At 51.2% G+C, this 22,714-nt stretch carries 20 protein-coding genes; 7 read left to right on the top strand and 13 right to left on the bottom strand.

Going from position 1 to position 22,714, the window contains the following annotated elements; genetic code table 11:
• The 6 genes from AB5Y92_RS10805 to pseC form a co-directional block, all read left to right on the top strand.
• Positions 1 to 427, top strand: a 427-nt coding sequence (locus AB5Y92_RS10805) for a ZIP family metal transporter (protein ID WP_368226755.1), incomplete at its 5' end; no start/stop codon positions are given.
• A 166-nt stretch (positions 428 to 593) separates the two neighbouring features.
• The gene (gene mtnN / locus AB5Y92_RS10800; protein WP_040067225.1) at positions 594 to 1,286 is read left to right on the top strand and encodes a 5'-methylthioadenosine/S-adenosylhomocysteine nucleosidase; all 693 of its coding nucleotides are present in this window, start codon (positions 594 to 596) and stop codon (positions 1,284 to 1,286) included.
• Positions 1,283 to 2,245 (top strand): cobalamin biosynthesis protein, encoded by a 963-nt coding sequence (locus AB5Y92_RS10795; protein ID WP_159163343.1) that lies wholly within the window; start codon positions 1,283 to 1,285, stop codon positions 2,243 to 2,245. The genes mtnN and AB5Y92_RS10795 overlap by 4 nt, the downstream gene beginning before the upstream one ends.
• Positions 2,238 to 3,059 (top strand): ABC transporter substrate-binding protein, encoded by an 822-nt coding sequence (locus AB5Y92_RS10790; RefSeq protein ID WP_368226754.1) that lies wholly within the window; start codon positions 2,238 to 2,240, stop codon positions 3,057 to 3,059. Before AB5Y92_RS10795 ends, AB5Y92_RS10790 begins: the two co-directional genes overlap by 8 nt.
• A gap of 144 nt (positions 3,060 to 3,203) precedes the next feature.
• Positions 3,204 to 4,208, top strand: a complete 1,005-nt coding sequence (gene pseB / locus AB5Y92_RS10785) for a UDP-N-acetylglucosamine 4,6-dehydratase (inverting) (RefSeq protein ID WP_040067219.1) — start codon at positions 3,204 to 3,206, stop codon at positions 4,206 to 4,208.
• Positions 4,205 to 5,344, top strand: coding sequence for a UDP-4-amino-4,6-dideoxy-N-acetyl-beta-L-altrosamine transaminase (pseC, locus tag AB5Y92_RS10780; RefSeq protein ID WP_201912669.1), 1,140 nt, complete (start codon positions 4,205 to 4,207; stop codon positions 5,342 to 5,344). The genes pseB and pseC overlap by 4 nt, the downstream gene beginning before the upstream one ends.
• 605 nt (positions 5,345 to 5,949) lie before the next feature.
• Here the strand turns inward: pseC and AB5Y92_RS10775 are convergent.
• The 13 genes from AB5Y92_RS10775 to AB5Y92_RS10715 all read right to left on the bottom strand — a co-directional run bounded on the left by AB5Y92_RS10775 (position 5,950) and on the right by AB5Y92_RS10715 (position 21,938).
• On the bottom strand, positions 5,950 to 8,313 hold the full coding sequence (locus AB5Y92_RS10775; RefSeq protein ID WP_201912661.1) for a carbamoyltransferase C-terminal domain-containing protein: 2,364 nt from the start codon (positions 8,311 to 8,313) through the stop codon (positions 5,950 to 5,952).
• Between the two features lie 97 nt (positions 8,314 to 8,410).
• Positions 8,411 to 9,595: a hypothetical protein gene (locus AB5Y92_RS10770; RefSeq protein WP_368226753.1), complete on the bottom strand. Its 1,185-nt coding sequence runs from the start codon at positions 9,593 to 9,595 to the stop codon at positions 8,411 to 8,413.
• A gap of 12 nt (positions 9,596 to 9,607) precedes the next feature.
• A complete protein-coding gene (locus AB5Y92_RS10765) occupies positions 9,608 to 10,873 on the bottom strand; it encodes a glycosyltransferase family 9 protein (protein ID WP_164537099.1) in 1,266 nt (421 codons plus the stop codon).
• A 25-nt stretch (positions 10,874 to 10,898) separates the two neighbouring features.
• A complete protein-coding gene (locus AB5Y92_RS10760; protein WP_040067213.1) occupies positions 10,899 to 12,095 on the bottom strand; it encodes a radical SAM protein in 1,197 nt (398 codons plus the stop codon).
• 121 nt (positions 12,096 to 12,216) lie between these two features.
• Positions 12,217 to 14,490 carry an HAD family hydrolase gene (locus tag AB5Y92_RS10755; protein WP_337748396.1) on the bottom strand — a complete coding sequence of 758 codons (2,274 nt, stop codon included), beginning with the start codon at positions 14,488 to 14,490 and terminating at the stop codon, positions 12,217 to 12,219.
• A 5-nt stretch (positions 14,491 to 14,495) separates the two neighbouring features.
• Positions 14,496 to 15,665, bottom strand: coding sequence for a UDP-galactopyranose mutase (glf, locus tag AB5Y92_RS10750; protein ID WP_164537101.1), 1,170 nt, complete (start codon positions 15,663 to 15,665; stop codon positions 14,496 to 14,498).
• A complete protein-coding gene (locus AB5Y92_RS10745) occupies positions 15,662 to 16,615 on the bottom strand; it encodes a glycosyltransferase (protein WP_040067209.1) in 954 nt (317 codons plus the stop codon). The genes glf and AB5Y92_RS10745 overlap by 4 nt, the downstream gene beginning before the upstream one ends.
• 168 nt (positions 16,616 to 16,783) lie before the next feature.
• The gene (locus tag AB5Y92_RS10740) at positions 16,784 to 17,989 is read right to left on the bottom strand and encodes an acyl-CoA reductase (RefSeq protein WP_164537102.1); all 1,206 of its coding nucleotides are present in this window, start codon (positions 17,987 to 17,989) and stop codon (positions 16,784 to 16,786) included.
• A complete protein-coding gene (locus tag AB5Y92_RS10735) occupies positions 17,968 to 19,023 on the bottom strand; it encodes an acyl-protein synthetase (RefSeq protein WP_368226752.1) in 1,056 nt (351 codons plus the stop codon). The genes AB5Y92_RS10740 and AB5Y92_RS10735 overlap by 22 nt, the downstream gene beginning before the upstream one ends.
• Positions 19,020 to 20,378: an AMP-binding protein gene (locus AB5Y92_RS10730; protein ID WP_368226751.1), complete on the bottom strand. Its 1,359-nt coding sequence runs from the start codon at positions 20,376 to 20,378 to the stop codon at positions 19,020 to 19,022. Before AB5Y92_RS10730 ends, AB5Y92_RS10735 begins: the two co-directional genes overlap by 4 nt.
• A complete protein-coding gene (locus AB5Y92_RS10725) occupies positions 20,375 to 21,124 on the bottom strand; it encodes an SDR family NAD(P)-dependent oxidoreductase (RefSeq protein ID WP_164537105.1) in 750 nt (249 codons plus the stop codon). Before AB5Y92_RS10725 ends, AB5Y92_RS10730 begins: the two co-directional genes overlap by 4 nt.
• A complete protein-coding gene (locus tag AB5Y92_RS10720) occupies positions 21,124 to 21,357 on the bottom strand; it encodes an acyl carrier protein (protein WP_164537960.1) in 234 nt (77 codons plus the stop codon). Before AB5Y92_RS10720 ends, AB5Y92_RS10725 begins: the two co-directional genes overlap by 1 nt.
• Positions 21,354 to 21,938, bottom strand: a complete 585-nt coding sequence (locus tag AB5Y92_RS10715) for a GNAT family N-acetyltransferase (RefSeq protein WP_164537106.1) — start codon at positions 21,936 to 21,938, stop codon at positions 21,354 to 21,356. Before AB5Y92_RS10715 ends, AB5Y92_RS10720 begins: the two co-directional genes overlap by 4 nt.
• Positions 21,939 to 22,044: 106 nt before the next feature.
• On the opposite strand from AB5Y92_RS10715, the gene pseF reads away from it, so the two are divergent.
• The coding region (pseF, locus tag AB5Y92_RS10710; protein ID WP_368226750.1) for a pseudaminic acid cytidylyltransferase at positions 22,045 to 22,714 on the top strand (670 nt) is incomplete at its 3' end.

Below are 22,714 nucleotides of genomic sequence, written 5' to 3'. Positions count from 1 at the left end.
GCTGTTCGTCTTTGCCATCGCCCTGCACAACCTGCCGGAGGGGATGGCCATCGGGGTCAGCTTCTCGCAGGGGGATATGTCGGTGGGGCTGCCGCTCACCACCGCCATCGCACTGCAGGATATTCCCGAAGGACTGGCGATAGCGCTGGCCATGTGCGCCGCAGGTTTTCGCCCCTCGGTGGCGGTGCTGGTTGCCATCGCCAGCGGCCTGCTCGAACCGGCTGGCGCCCTGCTCGGGGTGGGGCTCTCCAGCGGCCTTGCCATCGCCTACCCCATCGGACTTGGGCTCGCCGCCGGCGCCATGCTGTTTGTGGTCTCGCACGAGGTGATCCCGGAGACCCACCGCAACGGTCACCAGACCTATGCCACCCTCGGTCTGATGGCAGGCTTTGCCCTGATGATGACGCTCGATACCGCGCTCGGCTAAAGGCTCTCTCCTCTCTCATCAATGCTTTTGTCACCTGCGGCGCTCCCATATTGAGCGCCGCACTTCATCTCTCCTTTCGCTTGCGCCTCTCGGCGCCGACGCCATCTTTTGTTATGATCTACAGCAACTTAAATTCAGCCACACGGCTATCAAGACGAGGTCAGCAATGAAAGTAGGTATTATCGGCGCCATGGAGCAAGAAGTAGCCCTGCTGCGCAGCCAGATGAGCAACCCCACCACCCTGCAACTGGGCGGCTGCGAGTTCTATCAAGGGATGCTGGCAGGCAAAGAAGTGATCCTGACCCGCTCCGGTATCGGTAAGGTTGCCGCCAGCGTGGCCACCAGCCTGCTGCTGGAAAAATTCGCCCCCGACTGCGTCATCAATACCGGCTCTGCGGGCGGCTTTGCCCAGGACCTGCACATAGGTGATGTGGTGATTGCCAGCGAGATGCGTTTCCACGATGTGGACGTGACAGCCTTTGGTTACGAGATGGGCCAGATGGCGCAGCAACCCGCCGCCTTCCCCTGCGACGAGAAACTCATCGCGGTCGCTCAGGATTGCATCGCCGAGCAGGGCAAGCACCAGACCAAGGTCGGCCTTATCTGCACCGGCGATCAGTTCATGTGCAAACCGGACGCCATCGCCAAGGCTCGCGCCGATTTCCCGCAGATGCTGGCGGTCGAGATGGAAGGTGCCGCGATCGGTCAGGTGTGCCACATGTTCAAGGTGCCCTATCTGGTGGTGCGTGCCATGTCCGATATCGCCGGCAAGGAACAGGTTGAATCCTTCGATGCCTTCATAGAAGTGGCCGGCAAGCACTCCGCCGAAGTGATTATCAAGATGCTCGGCAAACTGTGATCGAGACCGGCTCGCTTGATTTGATGGCCGACGCCCTCCTCTCGACGACGGCGGCCATTCTGGTGGGGGCAGCCCTGCTGGAGGCGGTGATCCCGTGGCCATCCCATCTGCGTCTTTCGGCCGTCACGCCCCTGCTGACCCGGCTGGGGCACAAGGTACACAGACCCGATGGTTCACCCGGCCAGCAAATGCAGGCCGGCCTGCTGGCAATGCTGGTAGTCTGGCTCCCCTGCGCTGCCGGGCTCTGGTCGCTGCGCAATCTGGCCCTGAGCGAGCCGATCTTCGACCTGCTGTTCCTGCTGCTGATGCTCGAATCCCGTCCACTGCGTGAACTCGCCCATGCCACCCGCTCGCTCGCCACGCAGGAGACCCTGCCGCTGGCAAGATTGCAGTCTGCCCCCTGGCTCAAACGGGAGACCGGCAAACTCTCGGCAATGGGGCTCGCCAAAGCGGTGACGGAGAGCTGCGCCCTGCGTCTGGTCGGCCAATGGGCTGGCCCGCTGCTGGGATTTGCTCTGGCTGGCGTACAGGGCGCCCTGCTCTGGCGGCTGGTACAGCTGATGAACCAGAGCTGGAGTCGCAAAGATCCCGCCTTCGACCACTTTGGTCGCGCCGCCAGCGCCCTCTATCAGGGGCTCAATGCCTCCGTCCTTTTGCTGCTGGGGCTGCCACTGCTGGCAAGCCGTCTCAAACAGGCTGCACAGCTGCTGCGAAGTAGCGCGCTCTGGCCCTATCCCGCCATGGGGATGCTGCTCACTCTGCTGGTAGACAAGTGCCGGATCCGTCTTGGTGGCCCTCGCTACTATCAAGGAACCTTGCAACGCTGGCCGATACTTGGCAGCGGTGATGACCCCGACGGTGAGTCACCGCGCAAGGTGCTCAATATTCTGCAAGGAATTGGCTGGGGCTGGTTGATTCTGGCGCTGCTTGTCACTGTGGCGGGGTTATTTCATGGTTAGATGGTTGCGATTGCCTATCTGGCTGCCCTGCGTGTTGCTTGCCTGGTTGCCCGCTGCGCTGCAGGCAGCCACTCCGAGCCGGGTGGTGAGCGTGGTACCCCATCTTACCGAACTGCTTTACGACATCGGTGCCGGTGACAAGCTGGTGGCCATCGACGATGCCTCCGACTATCCCGCCGAGGTGAAAAACAAACCCAAGGTGGCCAATTATCGCAGCATCAATGTCGAGGCCCTGCTGGCACACAAACCGGACCTGATCCTGGGCTGGCGCTCGGCTCAGTCACGAATGCTGGCACCGCTGGAACAGCTGGGTATCTCTGTGTTCTACTCTGAACCCACCGATTTTGCCTCGCTGGCGACCGAGATGCGGGCGCTGGGCAAATTGCTTGGAGTGGAGAAGAGTGCCAACGAAGCCGCCGATCGCTATCTGGCGCGCCTGCATTACCTGCAACAGCGCTATGGCCAACCAACCGGCGTCAAAGTGTTCTACCAACTCTGGTACCCGCCGCTCACCAGCGTCAGTGGCAATGCCTGGCCGGCTCAGGCCATCGAACTCTGCGGCGGGATCAACATCATGGCGAATGCCAAGACCCCTTACCCTCAAGTGGACATGGAACAGGTGATCAGAGCCAACCCATCGCTGATCCTGGCAGGGAGTCAAGATCCTGACGCCCTGCATCACTGGCAGCAGTGGGCAAACCTTGATGCGGTGAAACATCACCGACTGATGCTGGTCAACTCCGATGAGCTGCACCGCTTCACCCCGAGAGCCCTCAATGCAGTGGAAGATATATGTAGGGCGATCAGAAAGTAACAAAAGCCAAAGAGACCAAGACCTGAGTGATGCCCTTGGCTTTAAAACCGTTTTTATGAATTGATCACACTCTTTACAGAAAAAGCTGGTACTTTATTTGCTAGCATATGATTCATCTACTGTTTTTGAGACGAGATGCCCACAATGTTCAACGATAAAACGCTACTCATAACTGGTGGCACTGGCTCGTTTGGCCAGCGATTGGTCAAGACAGTACTGGAACGTTATAAACCCAAACGCCTTATCATCTATTCTCGCGACGAGCTGAAGCAGTTCGAGATGCAGCAAGAGTTCAACGACCCCTGCATGCGTTATTTCATTGGGGATGTCAGAGACGCCAACCGTCTTACCATGGCAATGCGCGGTGTGGATTACGTGGTTCATGCAGCAGCACTGAAACAGGTTCCTGCCGCTGAATACAACCCCATGGAGTGCATCAAAACCAATATCCATGGTGCTGAGAATGTCATCCAGGCAGCCTTGCTCAATCAAGTCAAAAAAGTTATCGCCCTCTCAACTGACAAAGCCGCCAACCCGATCAATCTCTATGGCGCCACCAAGCTGGCATCAGACAAACTCTTCGTGGCGGCCAACAACATTGCGGGTCAAGACCCAACCCGTTTTGCAGTCGTTCGGTATGGCAACGTTGTTGGTTCCCGCGGTTCTGTTGTTCCCTTCTTCCAAAAGCTGATTGATCAGGGTATTGATGCCTTGCCGATTACCCATGCAGAGATGACTCGCTTCTGGATCACCTTGCAACAAGGGGTGGATTTCGTTCTTGATAATTTTGGACGGATGAAGGGGGGGGAAATATTCGTTCCCAAATTGCCATCTGTTCGCATCACAGATTTGGCCAGTGCGATGGCACCAAACCTGCCACACAAGATCATCGGCATTCGTCCGGGAGAGAAGCTCCATGAAGTGATGTGCCCTGCCGATGACTCTTATCACACCTTTGAATTTGATGACTTCTTCGTGATCGGCCCAACAATCAACTTCAATAATCGCAACAACGACTTCTCCAAGACAGCTGCGGGCGAAAAAGGAAAGATGGTCGAGCAGGGATTTGAATACAACTCTCAAAGCAACCCTGACTTTTTCTCCATTGAACAGCTACAGAAGATGAACCAGAGCAAGGTAGCAGAATGATCCCCTACGGCCGTCAATCTATCAGCCAGGCAGATATCGATGCTGTCGTGGAAGTTCTCAAGTCCGACTTCCTGACCCAAGGGCCGGTCGTTCCACGCTTCGAGCAAGCGGTTGCCGACTACTGTGGAGCTAAATTCGGGGTGGCAGTCAATTCAGGTACTGCAGCACTCCATATCGCCTGTCTGGCGCTGGGCGTTGGCCCCGGCGACTGGGTCTGGACATCCCCCATCAGCTTCGTTGCAACCGCCAACTGTGCTCTCTATTGCGGTGCACAAGTCGACTTCGTCGACATTGAGCCAGATACCGGCAACATGTGCGCTGTGGAGCTGGAGAGGAAACTGATTGCTGCCAAGGCGGAAGGAAAACTCCCCAAGGTGGTCATACCGGTGCACTTTGCCGGCCTCCCCTGCGATATGAAAGAGATCCATCGGTTGGGGCAAGAGTATGGCTTTCGGATCATCGAGGATGCCTGTCACGCCTTGGGGGCTCGCTATCACAATGAACCCACCGGCAACGGCCGCTACAGCGACATCACCGTCTTCAGCTTCCACCCGGTGAAGATCATCACCACCGGTGAAGGGGGAATGGCCATGACCAACGACCCCGCGCTTGCCAAAACCATGCGCATGCTCCGCAGCCATGGCATCACCCGCGAACCGGAAGACTTTATCAATGAACCGGACGGCCCTTGGTACTACGAGCAGCAGATGCTGGGTTTCAACTACCGGATGACCGATATCCAAGCTGCGTTGGGGTTGAGCCAGATGGAGAATCTGGAGAACTGGATAGCCAAACGTGGCGAGATTGCCCGTCGTTACTTCGAAATATTGTCCCCTGAACGCTTGCCCCGTTATTTTAGTACTGAGCGGCGCAGTGCATTTCACCTGTATGTACACCATGTAGCCCCCGAACAGCGCAGTGACCTGTTCCAGCGACTACGCGATCATGGCATTGGGGCCAACGTGCACTACATCCCTATTTATCACCACCCAATGCACCAGACTGTAGGTTGTGTACGATATTTCGCTCAAGCGGAAAGGTTTTATACCGGAGCCATCACCCTGCCGTTATACCCAACATTGCCAATCCTTAGTCATCATAAAATTTTTGAATCTCTTTCCAATGAATGCTCTTGATGTTCTCAGACCCACCAGATTGCTATGCTAGAAAAATTGAGGATAAATCTTTAGTGAGACATTTTGGAAGCGATATTCACATGAACCAGACCACTATTGAAAGTGGCAGCGGCAGACTCCCCTCATTAATCACATCAGCCGCCCAATAGGCGTTATCCAACCCATAAGGACTGTTCAATTTACTTGCTGGCGAATAAACCTATGAGCTTGTTCATGAACATTACGCCAGCCAAGATATCTCGCGCAATTGGGCGTTGTAAATCTGCCAACTAAGCTTCAGCCCAATGAGTTGCTTGAAACGTGTCGGAGGATAATAAAGTTTGTATAAAAATTCCGCCAAAATCAGACGGGTAATGATACGAAATTCTGATCGTTTTTCATGAAGAAAAACGCAGAGATGGTTGAAAATTTAATAATAAAGTTTGATAAAACTATGCGTTCATACAGGCCCCTTTCCACGTCAAAGAGGGGCCTGCTTATCTCTCGTTTCGATTATTTGGCAGCAGACAGGTTTTCAGATACCTGCTGGCACTGTTCGGCAAGCTCACGAATTATGTTTTCGTTGTAAGAATCCAAATCCCCCAACTCCGCCGACATATCGCACGTCACTTCACAGATGAGGTCATCATCGTAATAATGTCTGAAATACCAAACATCACGATCTGTTCTGTCGGCAACAACTTTTTTATCCTAGCTTTAAGCTCCGACTCAAAGGCCTCAGATGCAATAATAAAATGGCGTTCACCTTCGGCAATAGCTTGTTCGAGGGTTTTTACCGGTACTGAGAATCCTTGCATAGATTCAGCCTGTTTATCCACCAAACAACTAATCTGCATGCGGTTACGCAATGCATTTAGAAATACAATGCCGATCTCACCTGCACCAACAATACAGAATGCAGGATAAGGCATCGCCACCAGATGCCGATGGAGTACCGATGCCATACGACGCCATTTCATACGCCGCTCTTGTGCGTCGAGATCAGATTCTGACGCACTGACAGACCCCGTGTCAGAAGACCAAAACAACTGCCGACACCAACTCTGCTGGCAATAACGCTGTTTGCGTAATTCCAAGAATGCCGAGCGAGATAGTTTAATCCTAGCGGAAAGGTTATCAGTTTTACTAACCAGATAATCGCCTATGGCCAAATAATCAATATCAGTGTACAAAAAACACTCTATTGCATCTTGGGGTGATTCTACGATCGTTTCACCATTAACATTGAACGAGGTATTTATTACGACAGGTACACCAGTTATTTTTTTAAACTCTTCTATAATGTCATAAAATCCGGGGTTTTTGCTCTTATGAACGGCTTGCACTCTCGCAGTACCATCATTATGCACGACAGCAGGAATAATATCTTGCTTATCTGGCTTAACCTGCGGAATGATCAGCATAAATTCAGCATCATCCTCAGCATAGAAATAATCTTTTATATCCTCAGCCAAACAGGCAGGAGCAAAAGGTCTGAATCGTTCACGATGCTTTATTCTTGAATTAATAACATCCTTCATTTCCTGGTGTAGTGGACTCGCCATGATACTTCTATGCCCTAATGCTCTAGGTCCAAACTCAGATCGGCCTTCATATCTAGCAACAACTTTCCCTTCCGATAGTAAGGTCGCAATTTTAGCAGATATATTTTTCTCTCGAGTATAAATCAACCCTTTATCATCCAGAGCTAGCCTTATCTCTTCATCTGAACGTTCCACACCAAGGAACATATTTTGCAATCGACCAAACTTCGGATTTTCAGACTTGGAAGCCACCACACTGAATGCAGCACCAATAGCCGTCCCATCATCAGATGAAGCAGGCTGAATATAAATACTAGAAAAACCTGCCTCTTTCAAAATACGAGAATTCATTAAGCCATTAAGGCCGACACCACCAGCGATACAAATTTTGTCGACATGAGGATAGATACGCTTTAGATATTTGGCCATATAGACCCCACAGTCTTCAACGAATGCCTGTAGGCTTGCGGCAATATCAAAATGCCGTTGTTCGAACTCGTCATCGTGATGACGCCGCCCACCCAATAACTGTTCAAGAAGTGGTGTAAATGCGTACCATTGTTCTCCGGGAGCGCCAGGCACCTCATCTCTAGACATCAGATCTCCAGGAATAAATTCAAAGACTCCATCCTCTGTCACTCTGCCCAATTTTTTAAAAAGCGGCAGATACTTGCGTTCGCCATAAGCAGCCATTCCCATTACTTTATATTCGTCACCAAACCAATCAAAACCTAAATATTGGGTCACCATGCTATAAAGAAGACCGATACTGTTAGGCCAGCAACTTTTCGAGATAACTGAAATATCATGGCCACACCCTAAACCTAGGGTAACCGTATCATGCTCACCGTAACCATCAATCGTCATGATGGCAGACTCTGAATAACCAGAGCAGAAGAAAGCGCTGGCCGCATGACAGGTATGATGAGCCACTGGAATGACTTGGCATGCCGGAAACATAGCCGCAATATTATTAAGTATTTGTCGCGTATAAAGATAACGATTCAGAGACCACTTTATATATCGAAGCAGGTCTTGTGATACATCGCTATGAATCCCTAGGCGAATAATTAACTCTTGCAAAAAATTAAGCGGGTACATCCCTTGCCGACATACCCGCATTTCAGGCAATACAGCCAAAATATTATCCTTAAGCAGGGATGACTGTTCACGAACACAACAGCTGTCAATGTAGTTGAATAACTTATCGGTTACATATAGCTCAGGATCATGATTTAATGCTATATATCTCAAATCCCCAAGCGCATGCTGTTTGATCAAATCTATAATTGTATTGATAGACATGATAGGAAAAGCCCCATCATGCTTTATATTGGAAAAACGCTCCTCGGTTAAGCAATACAGAACGTCACCATCCATATTGACCAGCGATACGGCTGAATCATGCCCAAAATAATTAATACCAAGAACAAGTTCTTTCATCATTATAGTCCCCTAATAATATGGGTTTTATTTATGCCAGATCGCTGGTGTAAAAATGGCGCACCAGAATTCACGATGCACCAAGGTTACTTTACGCCAATTATAAAATAATGCCCATTCGCGGATCAGGCACGTGACCACACATCATTCGGTATCCATCCGTCAGGAAATATCTTGGTGGATGGTAATACTCCAGCAGTTCATCGGTTACCAAGAATTGTTCATCGATTTTATCCTTTCTCACAAAGATGGCATTGGTGCCATTGAGATTACAGCCAACCAGTTGATAATTTTTTTTGTCACCCAATTCAGCCAGTGCAGCCAGACTGGCCCCTTGATAATCTGTCAAATTCCAGATGTGATTCTTGTTATATTCTATTGACCATTTCATGGGAGGAGGGAATTTGGCGTTATACTCAATTACAACAACCCAAGGTTGCACAATATCAATTTTTTCCCAGACATAGTAATCATTACCATCAATATCAATACATAGCATGCCTATGTCACCATTGAAATGGTTACCAATCAATTGGTTGATATTATCTTTGTCGATGAACTGATGTTCAAAATATAACATTCCATCAGCAATTTGTTTGGCAAAACGCTCTTTTATCAAGGCAGCATTAGTATTACTTCCTTCAATCCATAAACCTTGCCAGCCTTGTTTTAAAAGTAATAATGAATTATTTTCCAAGCCATCACCGACACCAAACTCGACAAATGTATGTGGCAAGGTAGCCCCCAATCTACGAAATACCTCAGCTAACATACCGTCTTCATCATGCTGTGAGTAACATTTATAGCCAAAGGGCTCTAAGCGTCGTTTATCCTTGTATTTGTCATCAGCCAACAATGCACGAATCTCTGATGAACATAACAAGGCATTGACTTTATCAATATACGCTGCCGTTCTATCTTCCTTCCCGGCTTCAAAAAACTCTGACAAATCAACTAATTTTATATTCTTTGCTAAACAGTCAGCGAAAAAATCACTCATGATTTCATTATGGTATGAGAGCGAACAGATCAGAATGTATTCAGGCTTAGCTTGAAAAATGGATGCTCGGCTATACGTAGTGACATTAAGTACGGCATCGAAACCATCGCAGCATGATTTATCTGCAATGCCGATTAGATTGCATTCTTTAAATACATTCTTTTGTATCAACTCTTTAGTCATGGCCCCTGCTGGATACAATAAAACTCGGTCTTGCGAACGAATTAGCTCCGGCAATAAACTGAATATTTTTTTGTATACACAATCATGAATAAAAGATGTCATATATACTCCGTGTTATTTTGTCTTTATCAGGGTATGCATTTCACGAATCAGCTCATCACAAACATGTTCTTGTGTAGCGGAAATACGTCTGTGCTGCCAGTTTGGATAATCCAGATGCCAATTCTCGCCATCATTGGGTACCCAAACAACAGTTTTGATACCATAACCTGCTGCTATATGTGCACTAGCTGAACGCGGTGTCAGGACCAGTGCTGCATGACGGATAATTTTTAGCATATTCATTTCATCACCGATATAAGAGGCAATTGCTCCTGCAGTGACAAGTTCCTGATTGAATCGTAGCTTATCTTCGTCTGAGACATTATCTGTCGAGTTATTGGTAATATAATTCCCTGTCAAAACAACAGGTAAAGGGGCGCTCTTTATGATTCTTTTTATATTATCCAAGGAAAGATTCGGACTTGCCCAATTAGCCGTAGGCTGTAATGCAATATAACTATCGGGCATTAATCCGGCACAAGGTGGTACCGCGGGCAACTCCAGCCCAGGATTAGAATAAAAATTAATACCTAAACCAAGGTAATAACAGCCTAAATAATTTGCTGCTGGCGATGAATCCTTTTCTCTATGAAACAGCGCATAATTTTCCGGCAAAGGATAGGCCCCAGAGCCCAACTTCAAAAGTTCATCACTATAGGCTGAAACAATTTCTGGTAAGGTATTGTAATAAACCGACAGATTGGGATTACGGCGTGCAAATTCACGAGCAGCACTCAGTGCACACAATTTATCACCTAACCCCCAACCTGTCTCAATTACAATTTCGACGGCCATCACATCTGTATCGGTAATTGTTGCTGGCACATCGATACAACCAGGTCGTAATTGGCTTATTTTCCTGCAGTCCAGAAATTCAGCTAATTCCTGCCTAAATGCAGTATGCTCGTAACCTTCACAAAGATCAACCAATTCAAAATTTAACGCCTCTGCGACTGTACGCAGGGCTACCACAATTTCATTGTGGTAGCGGGTATTGGCTACGACAACAATATCCGGTTTCAATTCGGTGAGACTGTCATAGCTATAAGCAAAAATACCATTACCTGTTTTGCCAATTTTTTTATTATTTTTATCCAAGGCACCAAGGACTGTGAAATGACAGAAATAACCACGATACACCAGATTAAATACCAGTTCACAATGTGGTGCAAATACAATACGTTTACCCTGATTTTTTAATGGTGCAAGATATTTTTGATAGTTATCCAGCACCACAGAGGGAATAGGAGCAAGATAGCTCTGCATACAAAAAGGCATAAAGTACTCCTGCTATCATACCAGATTATAGAAATTCACCGAGAACTACTATCTCAATATTTTCTTCACGCCAATGTTTCTGTTGGAAGTATATTTCCGTACTGTAGGCTGGAGAGAAAATTAGTATCGCATCCGGCTTGATCCTTTCAATTTCTGAGTACGGGAGGACTGGAATATTAACAGGGGGTACTTTCCCTTCCGGATTAATATCGCAAAAAGCCGCTACATTCAGGTTCCGTAGTTGTGTTTTTTCGTACAAATCAAACATAGCCTTGCTGGCGGCAGCAAGCACAACCGTCTTCCCCTCTTCAATCCAACGTAAAGCATGGGCATTGACCTGTTCTCTCAACCCCATAATATTATCGCTGATAGGACCAGTGCATTTATCACACAGCGACAACACTCCTTCTTCGCCCTTATATAATTGTTGCTGCATTTTTTTATGTCGCTCACCCAGCCAGATATCAGCTAGTGATTCATCACGCACATCACCTATAATCTGCTCTCCGTCAGCATCCCAACAGCAGGGTACACACTCGCCAGTCCATAACACACACAACTCCGAACGAATCTTAAAGCAAGTCCGTTTATGATTAAATTCGTCATCCAATGCTACAATAGTAATATCTCCACCTTTAGGATGCTTGTCCGTACGTTTTTCTATAAATCGAACATTATCATGTTGGCCAAAGTGGTCCATCATAATGGTCAAATCTTCATCCATATTATGCGCAGTACGTAAAAACTGTATCGTAATTACGGTATCAGAATTCCTGCGGTCACGTTCGGCGATGAACTTTTCAATATTACCTTTTACTTTTTCAAAATGATTATTGTTTCTTATTTTTTTATAAGCATCTGGATCCATAGTGTCAATACAACATAGTACATTTCCACCATACTCCAACAATATATCAATCTTGTCATCATTCAATAAAATTGCATTAGTAGAAACATTTCCTGGGCCATAACCATGGGCCTTGAAATATTGTAGAGCATCACGCAATTTAGGATAAATTAAGGTATCCCCAAAATGATGTAACCAATGGATCGGCATTTTATATTCACGGGATTGATCGACAACTTTTTTGAAAAGATCCAAGTCCATGTGTCCTATAGGTCTATTCAGACCTGCTGAACGCGCGCACATGGTACAATCTATATTGCAATAATTAGTCAGTTCAACCTGAAACAACCCAGGTGCCTTAATTGAATTAGTCATTTTAACTCCTTTTAGTGCACGACTAAAACAGTCATAACACTATAATAATTTGATATTATGAATACGAAAACATCACTATTTTCAATTCATGGATTCACTTTTTTATAAAACACCGACATTACTATCTGAAGACAATAATATTAGTGCCAGCAGTTTTATCATTGTACTGCAGCCGGATCTCGGCACTTATTTCGCTGGCAAAGGCCCGTGACGCGACCGTAAAACAGTCCACATCCCGTCTTTTGGCCTCTGCCAACGTGATTACTTGATGTTCACCCAATCGAATACAACTATTCAAGGCCCGACGATCAATCACGCAACAAATATTGATACCATGTGCAGTAAGGAACTCATACACTTTCAATCCCAATTCACCAGCACCATATAACGCCGTTTTGGTAATACCTGACTGTCGTAACTTCTGTAACAACAACGGTGCAACCTTCTCATCATCCTGATAGGTAGCCAACTCACCGCACTGCTGTAATTGGTCAGGGAAAGCCAGAGCTACCAGTCCAGGATACCAAACCGTATTACGTAGAATCGGATCTGTGCCATCCAATAACAACTGATATGCCTGCTCACCGCTGCATACTCGTTCTTTAAGCCCGATCACGCGGCTATGTGGCAACAGTGGCTGGCTGCATCCCGGCGCCATTGGCAACGATAAATTGGCCAACTCACGCGCTTCATGCCACATAGGATAAAGAATCAGACGATAGAGAATTCCCACCAGATAGTGACGTTCGGCGAGTGACGGCCCTTCCTCCATCCAGCCAGCTGCAGATGCTTGCTCACCCCATCTCAGCAGGATGCCAACAAACGCCTCGCGCGATTGCCGACCGAGGATCGCATCATCAGATTGTGCAACTGGTTTGGTCGTGATCTGGCCATCATTCGTTATCTGATAGCATCGGGTCGAGCTGAGCGCACCATTGAGCAAGATCTCGCTTATTTCAGGATAGGCAGCTAATTGCTGAGCCCATGCTTGGCATGATGCGGGCTGAAATATCTGCAGTTTTTGGCTTAGCGCTACCCGGCTCGCACGCTGACTGGCATAGAACATGAAATAGGTGACATCATCTAGCCCTACCAGCTGATGGAGATTTTGCAACAGGCTGCCACCACATCCCCAATCGAGTATGGCGATCTCAGGGGCGTTTGTTACCCCCTGTTGCACCAGGTATTGCAGCAGCCACTGCCGCTGTTGCTGCAAGTGGGCAACGATCTGCGGCTGGACAGTCTCCAACCAGCTCAGCACCTCAAGCCAGAGTGGAGTTTGTACCAGCGCAGACAAGGTACAGAGCCGGTGCTGGAACCACACCGGTGAACACTCAAGCCCCAAATCCTCAAGCAATTCGGCCAGTGTATAGCCGCGACGCTGACAGAGAGGATGCAACAGCTCCAGCGACCACTCTCGGCTGGGTAGAAAGCTGGAACGACGGGAGACCGCCAGCGTCTTGACAGTTAGCGTGTGTCCGGGAATTTGTGCCACGAGACGTGCGATAACATCACCTTCGCGCAGCAGACAGAACAACGTGGTGATCCCCTGTTGCTGACAACGCACAATGAGCCAGCGTGCAAAAGCGTAGAGAACCGGCGCATAGACATGACTGGCTATTCCAGAACTGGCCGAGCCATCACTCAGCCAGCGCCATTGCCGCCGCAACCGCTCCAATCCAGGGATGGCAAGAGGAAACAGACGCTGCTCGTACTTCAATTGCGCGAGGTAATCATCCCCTAACCCAACATAACAGGCGCTTAACCCGGAGGCCTTTGCCATCTGCAGGTCGGTAATTTTGTCGTCCCCAATGTGCAAAACCGATGCGGGCGACCATTGCTGCTCGGCCAGCAGGCGCTGATACAGACCCCCATCCTGTTTGCTGGCACGATATTCGCCAGAAACATAGATCCTATGCAGCAACAGCTGCGGAGCCTTGGTACTGAAGAAGCGCTGCAACAGGCTGGCAGGCAGATACATATCGGAAAGCAGCACGATCGGTAGGCCGCGCTGTTGCTGGCTGGCCAGCCAATCGACCAGTACCGGATTAAGCCACCAGTTGTCGTATTCCAGCTGCTGCTCCAGCTGGGCCAACTGCTCCCCCTGCGCGCTGGACCAGCAAGCATAGATGTGCTCTAGCCGCACCTCTCTGTGACCTTCTCGCTGCATCATCTGACGCCGCGCCATTGATTCAGCCTCTTTACGATATTCAACAAAGGCTTCGGGATCGTCATTGCACAGAATACCCAACTGGTAAGCTTGTAATGCCAGCTGTTGCCAGAATTGCTCGACGGTTCCGGCATGACGGAAGATCAAGGTATCAAATACATCACATGAAATGGCACGGATCGGCTGCGCTTGCAGAGCTCCATCCAATTTCGATAGATAATTCATCACGCTTATCTCCCTGTCATCGGCTTAGCCAGGTGTCGAAAGTGTTGCAGCGCATTGTCGACGGCATCATCCATATCAAAATAGCGATACTCGGCAAGGCGGCCCAAAGCTATCAGTTGCGGGAACTGTGCCAATTCATCGCGGCAAGCCTGATAATGCTGCTTAGCTGAGTCGGTAAACAGCGGGTAGTAAGGCTCTCCCCCCTGCTCAGGCTTATAGTCACAGGGATATTCGTACACGATACTGGTGCCGGGATGCTGTTGCCCGCTGAAATGCTTGAATTCGGTTATCCGAGTGAAGGTTTCTTCATTCGGATAATTGACGGTGGTGACAGGTTGAAATTGCTCTTGCGCCAGATGGCGATGTTCAAAACGCAGCGAGCGGTATGGCAGGCAATTCCCTTCTGCCGACATCAACTGATCCAGCATACCGGTATAGATCAGTGGACCGTCGAAAGGCACACCATCCAACATCACCTGCTTCTGCTGCCAATCCAATCTGACACGCTGCACCATGGGGGTAGACAGCCGCACGTCAATCAGCGGGTGTGCGAGCATGCGCTCAAACATGGCGGTATAACCTTCAGTCGGCACCGCCTGCCAGGAATCGGTGAAGTAGCGATCATCCCGACCCACCACCACAGGCACTCGCGCCGTCACCTCGGGGGAGATCTGCTCGGGCGATACCCCCCACTGTTTACTGGTGTAGTTGACGAAGGCTTTCTGATAGATGAAATCTGCCAATTCACCCAGCAGGGGATGCGCCTCTTTGCGCAGTTCCAGAATAGGCACTCTGGCACCATCACCAAACCGGGTACGCAGGGCCTCAATCATGGCGGCGGCTTTGTCGGTCTGAAAGCAACGTTCGATGCTGGTCAGGTTGAACGGGATCGGCACCAGCTGCCCGTCGATGCGTGACAACACACGATGCTCATAAGGCAGCCACTCGGTAAACTGCGAGAGGTAATCCCAGACTTCCTTGTTATCGGTATGGAAGAGGTGCGGTCCATAGCGATGGATCAACACCCCATGCTCGTCATACTCGTCAAAGCAGTTGCCACCGATATGATCGCGCTGCTCCAGCGCAAGTACCTTCCAACCGAGCTGGCTGGCCATTCGTTCAGCCATGACGGTACCGGATAGGCCAGCACCGATGACAATCGCCTGATAGCTCATTGAGAAACCCCGAAAAGCAGTTGAGCCACAATGTTGGGTCGAGCACGATTCTCCCAGGCCAATTGATGCCGCTCATCGAAGAACCAGCCATCCACCACGGATTCATTGATGAAGCATTCGAAACGCGCTACATCACCCTGTTTGAGAAAATAGAGTGCCGTCGCGAAACGGTAGTGCGCCTTGCCTGCCGCGATAACCGATTCGGATATCCCAAATGGACGCGCGTTGTCACAGGCTCTGAGTTGATCAGCCAGCACCTGGTCACGCCGTTCTGACGAACGCTTGGTTTGTCCCCCAAAGCTGTGAGAGTGGATCCGGTAACGGCCATATACCACTGGAATAAAATCGACACTGCCCTTGCCATAAAGAGCATTGAGAATATGCCAGGGGTGATCGAGGATAATTCGACACCCTTCGTCGACCGCCTCCTGTAAATGGCCATGACGGCGGAATGCAATCGAGCTGGCATTCGGGAAACAACCATAGCGGATCAAATGCTCGGCTTGTGCTTGCTGCGGGATATAACGAGCGTTGTAGTAATCGCGCGAATAGTGAGAAGTCACTTCGTTACTATCAGAATCAAACACCTCAGCTTCGTGGTAGCAAAGCGTGCAGCTAGTGTGCGAATCAAGATAATCGGCCTGGCTCTGCAGCTTGCCCGGCAGAGCCAGATCATCCCCGTCGACATAGGCGATGTATTCACCGGTAGCCTCTCTCAGCAAGCGTTTCTGGGTCTTGGCCAACCCCATATTCTGCGAGTTCTGTAGTGCCTTGAGTTGCGGCCACTGCCGTGCCAGCCGCTGCATGATGGACCAGGAGTCATCGCTCGAGCCGTCATCAATGGCAATGACCTCAAAATCGAAATTGGTTTGCTGTTCCAGCAGACTTAGCAGACAGGGCTCGATAAAGCGCCCGAGGTTATACACCGGCACCAGTACGCTGACTTTCATAGAGGATCCAGAAGTAGAGTAAAAAAGAAGCGAATTGGAGAAAATGGACAAGGCTACCGCACGGTCTCTGTCAACCCTTCCTGCCCTTGATGACAATATTTACTGCAAGAGCCGTGCCTGACCAAGCTAATTCATTGATATGACTTGATTTATGTGACCTGGCATCCACTATTCAATACGATCAAGCTGACGGCTGCAGGCCACCAGCATGTCGATGCCGTCCCAGAGCCATTCGAATGCCAGCGCTTGTCCCGGACTTGCCACCCGATCGATACGGCAGCAAGGCGACAGCGGTAGCTCACACTCAAGCCGCGTTTTATCTGGCCCAACCCAGACACAGGTCTGCATATCCCAAGGTTGTAACAGCAACTCATCAAGGGTATCGACAACAAATTCGGCGACTGTACCTCCTCCGATATGTGCAAGCCGCAAAGAGGCGGTGGGAGTCAATAAGGTGACGCCAGCGAAGGTGTCAAGCTTCATCTGGCCATCATAGGCGGCATTTTGTTGACTATTGATAAGGCGTTCCATCATCAGGGAGGGATTATCTGCAAATGGGGCGAAGATCCCTTCGAGCAGACAACGACGCAACGCACTGGTGGGAGTGCCCAACCAGCAAATGGTGGTGGGGGACGCGCAGGCTTGTTGATTGAAACGGGTAAAGTCTTGTTGCAAAGCCGTGACCACTTGCCGCCACGCAGCAGCATCCAGGTTGGCGAGCCATTGGCTATCCAACACCGCCATGGAGCGGCGATCCGGAAACACGATTTCCTGAGCGCGGGGTGAGAGCGGAATAGCCCGTACCCGGCTGATGGTTTCATCACCTCCCCAGATAATGCGAAGGCGACACCGGGCCGACAGCCAGGCGGTGATGCCCTCGTCGTGGTCATAGCGGATAAAACGGGTTCGGGAGGCAATCTCTTGCCACTCGGGCAGAGAGAAGAGCTCGTTCAGGATGGCCAGCATGGCCTCTTGCACCGGGTCGATGCGCGATGAGAGACGTACCACGGACCCATTGCCCATCAGCAGCGCCATGATCCAGGAGTAGAACGCGACGGTCGGCACGTTGGAGGGGACCAGATGAAAAACCATCCCCAAGGGTGCACGCCCTGCCGTGCGTTTGCGCTGTACCTCAATCTGGCGCGGCCGCAACCAAAAGCCAAAGGCGGCCAGATCCGGGTTCTCTCGCCCCTCCTTCAGCAGACGTGCAGAGAGCGCAGCCACAAAGTCGCAGATGACGGGCGCAAAGCTTGGCAACGGGCCAATGACAAAACCTTGCCAACCGCTGACGGGAGCCACGAAAGCGACCTCTGGCCCCGCTTGCCAGATGGCATCTTCTACATCTGATCGGCTCACTGGAAAGTGTCGCTGCATCCCCTCACCTCGGCGCCTTGCTGACGCCCTGATACATGAAAATAACGACCATGACGGCCGCAGGGGCAATCATCCTCACCCAACAGCACACCGAGATCCTCGCTGAGTAAACTGTGACCGGGATAACTTTGGGGAATGGCTGAGATCACCTGCAACAAGCCGGGTTGGCCGACCCCGAGCGGTCGATGGGTCAGCGGATCCCGCACCAGCAGATCAGCAAAGAGAGGCGCATGAAGATGGCCCTGCTCGCACTCAACAAATACCGACCCCACCTGCTCCACCATGCCATAGAAGTTGTGGACCCGGCTCAGCCCCAGGTGTTCATGGCAGCGCAGCTTGAAGGCAGGATTATCCACCGCGAGGTGTTGCAGCTTCTTCCAGCCACCGCTGTGAAAAAGCGTGCCCTGCGTGAGCGGCAGTTGCAGACCTCGCTCACGTAGCGGCTCCAGCAGACATTGCCAGACCATGAAGGTGAAGCCGAACAACAGGACCGGCTGGCCCGCATATTTGTCACAAAACGCCTCAATGACCGGCCAGTTGGGCCGCATCTGCTCATCGAGAGCATAGGTATGGTCACGGCCAAGGAAGGAGAGGCCCAGCGCACCGGCTCCGCGGGCTGAAAAGCCGCTGCGGTTTTGAATCAGGGCAGGCTGCTCCACCAGCAGCATGGGCAACCGTTGCTTGCCGACAAACTCTTGCAGGATCTTCACCAGCACCTTGCTCTGTAACGCGGCGGTATCCCGATCCAGCACAATGCGTGACGGCGTTCCGGTAGTGCCAGAGGAGGTGAGCACCTTGAACACGTCTTCTTGCGGCACACTCTGCCATTGGTCCAATTTGAACAAGCGGGCGGCCAGATAGGGAAGCTCTTGATAAGTCGAAGCCTGCCCCCAACCAAACGCCGACAGAATATTGGCAAAAGCTGGACACCCCTGCGCATGGCGCTGCGTCAATTCATTCAGGCGAGCAAGGAGCAGCCCACTTTTTTCCTGTTGGGGCAGCCCGAAAACCGGCGCATCAAACAGCCTGTTCATAGCTGCTCCAGTTGTGTTAACAGGGCAGGATAATCAATCTTCATATTGCTGCGTCGTGGCAAATGATGCCGATAAATGCGAACGCTTGATGGCGGCACCATCAGCCAGCGGGCCAGCTCCAGCTGTAGTGCATCACTGGGGCACGCGTCTGCCTCGATGGCTACCAGCAGGCGATCATCGATGCCGGTCGCAGCGCAGGAATAGCCCCTCCCCTGCAACCAGGCTTCCACTTCAGCCAAGCTCACCCGTTTGCCAAACAGCTTCAGGAAACGGTTGAGCCGTCCGGTCAAATAGAATCGGCCCGCCTCATCACAACGAGCCAGATCGCCAGTAAAGAGCGCATCCATATCACGCCCCCGAGCCAGATCTTCAGGGAGCTCCGCATAGCCCAGCATCACGTTTGGCCCTTGGTAGACTAACTCCCCTTCCCCGTCGGGAAAGCCGGGCTCATGACGCAGAGAGAGACGCCCGCCCGGTACGGCACGGCCGATGGCATCCGGGGCAATCATCACTTCATCGTGCGCCAGCCAGGCGATGCGTGGTGCCGCTTCGGTCTGGCCATACATCACGAAAAAACGGCGTCCCAGCGCAGCTGCCTGTTCGGCAAATTGCTTTGCCAGTGCTGGCTCAAGTCGTCCTCCCGCCTGGGTCAGTGTCATCAGGCTGGGATAGCGGGCCCAGTCAAAACGCAAGCGGTTTAGCATCTGAAAGGTAAACGGAACCCCCGCCACACTGGTGACCTGATGGCGATTGACCTCATCCCAGAAGTGGCGCTCAAGGGGGCTGGCAGTGCATGACACCAGAGAGGCGCCAGCCAAAAGATGGCTGTTGAGCACCGACATACCAAAGGAGTAAAACAGTGGCAACGAGGTGATGGCGCGCTCACCCCCGTTCAGCGCCAGATATTCGGCGATAGCCGCGGCATTGGCATCAAGATTGGCTCTCGACAATCGCACCCATTTGCAGGAGCCGGTACTGCCCGATGTCGGCAGCATCATGGCCAGCTCTGGGTGAAGCGAGGGCGCATCGCCAAGATGCGCAACTGCCCCATCCTCCAATACCCGCAGACTGACACAAAAGCGCTGGCACTGCTCATGGTGCAACTGGGCATCCTGTGCAGGATCGGCCAGCATGATGGCGTGGCCATCACGCAGGGCCAGCAAGTAGTGAAGCAGATGCAGGGTAGATGTCACAAATGGCAGGTAGACCAAATGGCGACCGGCAGGGTAGATGGTGGCCAACTGCACCACACGCCGGGCCAGTTCACCATAACTGAGCCATCCCTCTTGCGGGTCTCGCCAGGCGGGCTCCTCATTGTTTTCAACCAGATGCGTCAACAAATCAGGCTGGCTCAAATCACCATCCCCCCATCGACCCCAATCACCTGCCCGGTCACATAACTCGACAAGTCGGATGCAAGAAACAGGGCCACCTTGGCCACTTCATCTGGCGTGCCAATCCGTCCCATGGCGATGCTTGCCACTCGCTCGGCAAACTTCTCTTCTGGGATGGAATGCGCCATATCGGTATCAATAAAACCCGGGGCAATGGCATTGACCCGGATCTGGCTGGCAGCCAGCTCCTTGGCCAGTGACTGGGTAATACCGATCACTGCCGCCTTGCTGCCGGCATAGACAGCTTGGCCCGAATTTCCCACCCGACCAATAATCGATGTCATGTTGATGACACTGCCCCCCCCCGCGCGTTGCATCAGGCGAGCCGCATACTGGCTGCAATAAAGTGTGCTATAACTGTTGGTCGAAAATGTGCGTTCAATCTGCTGTTGCTGGACCATGCCGATCAATGCGTCATCCAGAATCCCGGCGTTATTGACCAGCACATCCAGCTGACGGGTCTCGGTAAACAGTCGCTGGAAAGCCTGTTTGACCGCCTTCGGCTCAGCCACATCGAAGCAAAGTGGCAAACAGGACACTCCAAAGTCGGCATGCAAAGCCTCTGCTACCCTAGCAATCTCGACATCATCACGGCCATTTAGCCATAGGGCAGCCCCTTGTGCGGCAAACTGCCGGGCGATAGCCAAACCAATGCCGCGACCGGCTCCAGTGACAAGTACTTTTTTGCCTTGCAGCAACCCGCTCATCAGAGTTCAACACCATATTTTTTCAGGATCTCGCGAACCTTGGCGACCGAACTCATGTCAATGATGTCATCGGTATCCAGCAAGATGCCGTAATGATCTTCCAGTTGAGCAATTAGACCCATATGGGCAACCGAATCCCACTGAGGGATCCCTTGATAACTCAGTACATCGGAAACCTGCTCAACAGGAATACCCAAGGCATCGGAAAATAACTGTTCAAGTTGCATTATCAGTACCTTATAAAACGAGCGATGTGAGCCCGAGCAGCCAGATAGGGTTCTGGTTCGAGCATATACAAACCGAGACCATCTTCTTGCGTTTCATAGTGACGGTAGCCACACGCCTCATGAAAACGGACGGATGGCTGATTGTTGGCAAAAATCTTGCCAAACAGCTGCGACACCCCCAGTTCTTCAAAAGCCAAGTCATTAAGTGCGAACGCAACACAGAAGGGCACTATGTTATTTCGATACTCATCGACATAGATATACATGCCTGGTTCGCAACATCCTGCGTCACGATTGACCTTGATAAGAGAGGCGACCCCAATGGGTTGGTTTTTAAACCACACCAGGTAGTAAAATTGATCGGTGGCGTGCTGCAGTCGGTCAAACCAGCACTGCTGCATCTCGCTCGTGATATAGGTCTTGTCGAGCATCAGGTTGGCAATCTTGGGATCATTACGCCACTGACGCACCATTTCAATATCATCTTGGGCCAGAGCCACCAACTTGACACCATAGCGAGCAAACTCTTTCAAACTCGTCATATTACCGTCCACCTCACTGAGGTTCTTGATTATCTCTTTTGCCATCAATGAGTTCAATCGAATATCAGCCTCTAGGTGACTGTCAAAGCGCGAGTTGAAAGGGCTACAATGCAGCCATTAATATCTTATCGGCTTTTGATGGAGAAACCGCATGGCCATCGCCATTATCCCGGCCCGGGGTGGCAGCAAACGCATTCCACGCAAGAATATCCGCCCCTTCTGTGGTCAGCCCATGCTCGCCTATGCCATCCAGGCGGCGCAACAATCTGGCTGTTTCAGCAAGGTGGTGGTCTCCACCGATGATGAGGAGATTGCCGAAGTAGCTCGTCAACTGGGCGCGGAAGTGCCATTTCTGCGGCCAGCCAACCTCGCCGATGATCACACTGGTACGACCCCTGTGGTGATCGACACCATCCAGCGACTCGACCAGCTCAGCATCCAGGCAAAGCACTACTGCTGCATCTATGCCACAGTGCCGCTGATCCAGGCGGCCGACCTGCGCGCCGCCCACGATCGCCTGCTCGCCAGCAAGGCCCCCTTCGTCTACACGGTGGCCGAATTCGGCTTCCCTATCCAGCGCGCCGTGCGCATGGATGAGCAGGGCCGGCTCACCCCCTTCTGGCCGGAGCAGATGGCGAAACGCTCTCAGGATCTGGAGCCAGCCTATCAGGATGCAGGCCAGTTCTATTGGGGGACGCGGGCCGCCTGGTTGGGCGGGATCAGCCCTGTCGGTGGAGAGGGGATCGGCCATATTCTGCCAAGACACAGGGTGGTCGATATCGATACGCCGGAAGATTGGCATCTGGCCGAACTGCTCTATC

Origin of the sequence: Aeromonas sp. R1-1, from assembly GCF_040908495.1 — a bacterium.
In the GTDB taxonomy this organism is placed as follows: domain Bacteria; phylum Pseudomonadota; class Gammaproteobacteria; order Enterobacterales; family Aeromonadaceae; genus Aeromonas; species Aeromonas veronii.
Note: the sequence above shows the minus strand (reverse complement) of the source record. Positions and strands in the feature narration are given on the sequence as shown.

Excerpts from the sequence above, each read along its gene's own strand:
- mtnN (WP_040067225.1), top strand. The coding sequence starts at position 594 with ATGAAAGTAGGTATTATCGGCGCCATGGAGCAAGAAGTAGCCCTGCTG.
- AB5Y92_RS10790 (WP_368226754.1), top strand. The coding sequence starts at position 2,238 with ATGGTTAGATGGTTGCGATTGCCTATCTGGCTGCCCTGCGTGTTGCTT.
- pseB (WP_040067219.1), top strand. The coding sequence starts at position 3,204 with ATGTTCAACGATAAAACGCTACTCATAACTGGTGGCACTGGCTCGTTT.
- pseC (WP_201912669.1), top strand. The coding sequence starts at position 4,205 with ATGATCCCCTACGGCCGTCAATCTATCAGCCAGGCAGATATCGATGCT.
- AB5Y92_RS10775 (WP_201912661.1), bottom strand. The coding sequence starts at position 8,313 with ATGATGAAAGAACTTGTTCTTGGTATTAATTATTTTGGGCATGATTCA.
- AB5Y92_RS10770 (WP_368226753.1), bottom strand. The coding sequence starts at position 9,595 with ATGACATCTTTTATTCATGATTGTGTATACAAAAAAATATTCAGTTTA.
- AB5Y92_RS10765 (WP_164537099.1), bottom strand. The coding sequence starts at position 10,873 with ATGCCTTTTTGTATGCAGAGCTATCTTGCTCCTATTCCCTCTGTGGTG.
- AB5Y92_RS10760 (WP_040067213.1), bottom strand. The coding sequence starts at position 12,095 with ATGACTAATTCAATTAAGGCACCTGGGTTGTTTCAGGTTGAACTGACT.
- AB5Y92_RS10755 (WP_337748396.1), bottom strand. The coding sequence starts at position 14,490 with ATGAATTATCTATCGAAATTGGATGGAGCTCTGCAAGCGCAGCCGATC.
- glf (WP_164537101.1), bottom strand. The coding sequence starts at position 15,665 with ATGAGCTATCAGGCGATTGTCATCGGTGCTGGCCTATCCGGTACCGTC.
- AB5Y92_RS10745 (WP_040067209.1), bottom strand. The coding sequence starts at position 16,615 with ATGAAAGTCAGCGTACTGGTGCCGGTGTATAACCTCGGGCGCTTTATC.
- AB5Y92_RS10740 (WP_164537102.1), bottom strand. The coding sequence starts at position 17,989 with ATGCAGCGACACTTTCCAGTGAGCCGATCAGATGTAGAAGATGCCATC.
- AB5Y92_RS10735 (WP_368226752.1), bottom strand. The coding sequence starts at position 19,023 with ATGAACAGGCTGTTTGATGCGCCGGTTTTCGGGCTGCCCCAACAGGAA.
- AB5Y92_RS10725 (WP_164537105.1), bottom strand. The coding sequence starts at position 21,124 with ATGAGCGGGTTGCTGCAAGGCAAAAAAGTACTTGTCACTGGAGCCGGT.
- AB5Y92_RS10715 (WP_164537106.1), bottom strand. The coding sequence starts at position 21,938 with ATGGCAAAAGAGATAATCAAGAACCTCAGTGAGGTGGACGGTAATATG.